A 4,021-nucleotide genomic window follows, 5' to 3' on the forward strand; every position below is an offset into this window, starting at 1 on the left:
TTCCTGCTGCTGCGCGCCTTCTCCTCCGGCTGCGCGGCCCTCACCGGCGTCGAGGCCATCTCCAACGGCGTCCCGGCCTTCCGCAAGCCGAAGTCGAGGAACGCCGCCACCACCCTCGCCCTCATGGGCGGCCTCGCCGTCACCATGTTCTGCGGCATCATCTTCCTGGCCATGGCCACCGACGTCCGGATGGCCGAGAAGCCCGCCCAGGACCTGCTGCGCGACGGGGTGCCCGTCGGCCCCGAGTACGTGCAGGACCCGGTGATCTCACAGGTCGCCGCCGCCGTCTTCGGCGACGGGACCTTCCTCTTCGTCGTCCTCGCCGCCGCGACCGCCCTCGTCCTCTTCCTGGCCGCCAACACGGCGTACAACGGCTTCCCGCTCCTCGGCTCGATCCTCGCCCAGGACCGCTACCTGCCGCGCCAGCTGCACACCCGCGGCGACCGGCTCGCCTTCTCGAACGGCATCGTGCTCCTCGCCGGCGCCGCCGCGCTCCTCGTCTGGATCTACGGCGCCGACTCGACGCGGCTGATCCAGCTCTACATCGTCGGCGTCTTCGTCTCCTTCACCCTCAGCCAGATCGGCATGGTCCGGCACTGGAACCGGCACCTGAAGGCCGAGCGGGACCCGGCCAAGCGCCGCCGGATGATCCGCTCGCGCGCGATCAACGCCTTCGGCGCCTTCTTCACCGGCCTCGTCCTCGTGGTCGTCCTCGCCACCAAGTTCACCCACGGCGCCTGGGTCGCCCTGCTCGGCATGGTGATCTTCTACGTGACGATGACCGCGATCCGCCGGCACTACGACTCCGTGGCCGCCGAGATCGCCGCCGCCGAGGAACGCCCCGACGAGTACGTGCGCCCCTCCCGGGTCCGCTCGGTCGTCCTCGTCTCCAAGCTCCACAAGCCCACCCTGCGCGCCCTCGCCTACGCCAAGCTCATGCACGCCGGCGAGCTGGAGGCGCTGACCGTGAACGTGGACCCGGCCGAGACCAAGGCGCTCAAGGAGGAGTGGGAGCGGCGCGGCATCAACGTGCCGCTGAAGATCCTCGACTCCCCGTACCGCGAGATCACCCGGCCCGTCATCGAGTACGTGAAGAACCTGCGGCACGAGAGCCCGCGGGACGCCGTCTCCGTGTACATCCCGGAGTACGTCGTGGGCCACTGGTACGAGCACGTGCTGCACAACCAGAGCGCCCTGCGCCTCAAGGGCCGGCTGCTGTTCACGCCGGGGGTGATGGTGACCTCGGTCCCGTACCAGCTGCGCTCCTCCGAGGCCGCGAAGCGCCGGGCCCGTAAGCGCCAGGAGTGGAACGCGCCCGGCTCCGTCCGCCGCGGACCCGTCGAAAAACGGACGAAGGAACCGGCGGGAAAGAGCAACTAGACTGGTGGGCTGCCGTCCGTACGGCAGCCCACCTTCTTCTTCCCCCCTGGAGTCCCCGGTCATGCAGAACGCCCCCGTCCCGTCGCTGATCGGCCAGGAGTACGAGGTCGAGGTCGGCCCGGTGGCCCACGGCGGCCACTGCATCGCCCGCACCGAGGAGGGCCGCGTCCTCTTCGTCCGCCACACCCTCCCCGGCGAGAAGGTCCGCGTCCGCGTCACCGAGGGCGACGAGACGTCGCGCTTCCTGCGCGCCGACGCCGTCGAGATCCTGGAGGCCTCGAAGGACCGCGTCGAGGCGCCCTGCCCGTTCGCGGGCCCGGGCAAGTGCGGCGGCTGCGACTGGCAGCACGCCAAGCCCGGCGCCCAGCGCCGCCTCAAGGGCGAGGTCATCGCCGAGCAGCTCAAGCGGCTCGCCGGCCTGACCCCCGAGGAGGCCGGCTGGGACGGCACCGTCATGCCCGCCGAGGGCGACAAGCTGCCCCCGGGCGAGGTCCCGCAGTGGCGCACCCGCGTCCAGTACGCCGTCGACGCCGAGGGCCACGCCGGCCTGCGCAAGCACCGCTCGCACGACGTCCAGGTCATCGACCACTGCATGATCGCCGCCGAGGGCGTGTCGGAGCTCGGCATCGAAGCCCGCACCTGGGAGGGCATGGCCTCGATCGAGGCCGTCGCCGCCTCCGGCTCGGGCGACCGCCAGGTCATCCTCACCCCCCGCCCCGGCGCCCGCCTGCCTCTCGTCGAGCTCGACAAGCCGGTCTCCGTGATGCGTATCGGCGAGCGGGACAAGGCCGTCCACCGCGTCCACGGCCGCGCCTTCGTCCGCGAGCGCGCCGACGACCGCACCTACCGCGTCGGCGACGGCGGCTTCTGGCAGGTCCACCCGAAGGCCGCCCAGACCCTCGTCCTCGCCGTCATGCAGGGCCTCATGCCCCGCAAGGGCGAGACCGCCCTCGACCTCTACTGCGGCGTCGGCCTCTTCGCGGGCGCCCTCGCGGACCGCGTCGGCGACAAGGGCGCGGTCCTCGGCATCGAGTCCGGCAAGCGCGCCGTCGAGGACGCCCGCCACAACCTGGCCGACTACCCCCGCGTCCGCATCGAACAGGGCAAGGTCGAAGCGGTCCTCCCGCGCACGGGCATCACCGACGTCGACCTCATCGTCCTGGACCCCCCGCGCGCCGGCGCCGGCAGGTCCACCGTCCACCACCTCGCCACCCTCGGCGCCCGCCGCATCGCCTACGTCGCCTGCGACCCCGCCGCCCTCGCCCGCGACCTCGCCTACTTCGCGGACAACGGCTACCGCGTCCGCACGCTGCGGGCGTTCGACCTGTTTCCGATGACGCACCACGTGGAGTGCGTGGCGATTCTTGAGCCCACAGCAAAGGGCCTCTGACCTGCTGATTTATTGATTCCCCAGGTGCGGGCGGGTCGCGCCGACATGTTTCCGCAGGTCCACCGCGTGGAGCATGCTGCAGGTTCCCGCCACGTGTCCCACCTGCGGCTTCGCGGTGGGGGCGTGGGTCGAGAACGCTCTGTCTCACCTCCGTCAGGGACGGGTTCGGGAAATGTTTTGACGCTCGTTCGACGCTGTTTCTGACGGAGCGTGAGGTGGTCGTCCTAAATCAGATGGCGCGGGTCAGTCGACTTGTCCGGCTTGACCCGTCGAGCAGCGCGTCGGCCGCGAAGTTCCATGACGGCCCGTCGGCGGAGTCGGTGGACTGCTTTCGAGCCGTGGGTTGAGGGTGCGCATGCCGAAGATCCGATTGTCGCCTCGGGGTGGCGCCGGGTTCTACCGGTCCGGGTGGTGAGGTGCCGTTCAGGGGACGGGGAATTGGCTGGTCAGCTGGGGAGGGCACGTGGGTGAGCCGGTCGAGCTCGCTGAGTGCGGGGCAGGGGCCATGGACCTGTCCGGCGGCTGGCTACCGTTCCAGGAATTCGAGCGCCCGGGGGACGAATCTGTCGTGGTGCTGGAAGATCCCTCCGTGTCCGGCGTCGGGGTAGAGGGGTTCGAGTTCGCCCTGGGGCAGCCGGGCCGCCAGGTCAACGGTGTTGACGCTCGGGACCATGCGATCGCTCTCGCCGTTGGCCACCAGGACCGGTTGGTGGATGCGCGACAGATCGGCCGGTGCCTGGCGGCCCCAGCGGTGGATGGCCTTCAGCTGGGCGCGGAACGATGAGAGCGAGATGGCTTTGTCGCGGTCGTTCGTGCGTTCCTTCAGCCGGTCCAGGAAGGCGTGGGCCGCCCGGCGGCCACCGGCGGTGTCGGTGAAGAAGAGGTACTGCTTGGGGTCCTTGCGGGTCAGGACGGCCTTGACGATGTCCTTGATGGTGAGGCTTGTGACCTTGTCGATGCCGGAGCCTCCGGCGGGTCCCGTGCCCGCGAGGATGAGCTTGCGTACAAGATCGGGTTCTTCTGCCGCGATGACCTGGGCGATGAAGCCGCCCATCGACAGGCCGAGCAGGTCGACCCTGTCGTACCCGAGGGCCCGGATGAACAGCACGGTGTCGCGAGCCATCGCCTCGATCGTGTCGGGTGTGGAACCGCCGGACGCGCCGACGCCGCGGTTGTCGAAGGCGATCACGGGGCGCCGGGATGCGAGTCCGTCGACGACGCGGGGATCCCAGTTGTCCAGGACTGCGGACA

3 protein-coding genes are annotated in these 4,021 nt (G+C 70.4%); 2 read left to right on the forward strand and 1 reads right to left on the reverse strand.

All coding sequences use genetic code 11. The features are described from left to right. Together RIF68_RS29830 and RIF68_RS29835 are read left to right on the forward strand one after the other, a co-directional pair. Positions 1–1,380 (forward strand): APC family permease (locus RIF68_RS29830; protein ID WP_309054397.1); only part of this gene is annotated, 1,380 nt, incomplete at its 5' end. Between the two features lie 61 nt (positions 1,381–1,441). Beyond that, a complete protein-coding gene (locus tag RIF68_RS29835) occupies positions 1,442–2,770 on the forward strand; it encodes a TRAM domain-containing protein (protein WP_309054398.1) in 1,329 nt (442 codons plus the stop codon). 526 nt (positions 2,771–3,296) lie between these two features. Here the strand turns inward: RIF68_RS29835 and RIF68_RS29840 are convergent. After that, positions 3,297–4,021, reverse strand: a 725-nt coding sequence (locus tag RIF68_RS29840; protein WP_309054399.1) for an alpha/beta hydrolase, incomplete at its 5' end; no start/stop codon positions are given.

It is taken from the genome of Streptomyces sp., assembly GCF_031178505.1.
Lineage (GTDB): Bacteria > Actinomycetota > Actinomycetes > Streptomycetales > Streptomycetaceae > Streptomyces > Streptomyces gulbargensis.

Excerpts from the sequence above, each read along its gene's own strand:
- RIF68_RS29835 (WP_309054398.1), top strand. The coding sequence starts at position 1,442 with ATGCAGAACGCCCCCGTCCCGTCGCTGATCGGCCAGGAGTACGAGGTC.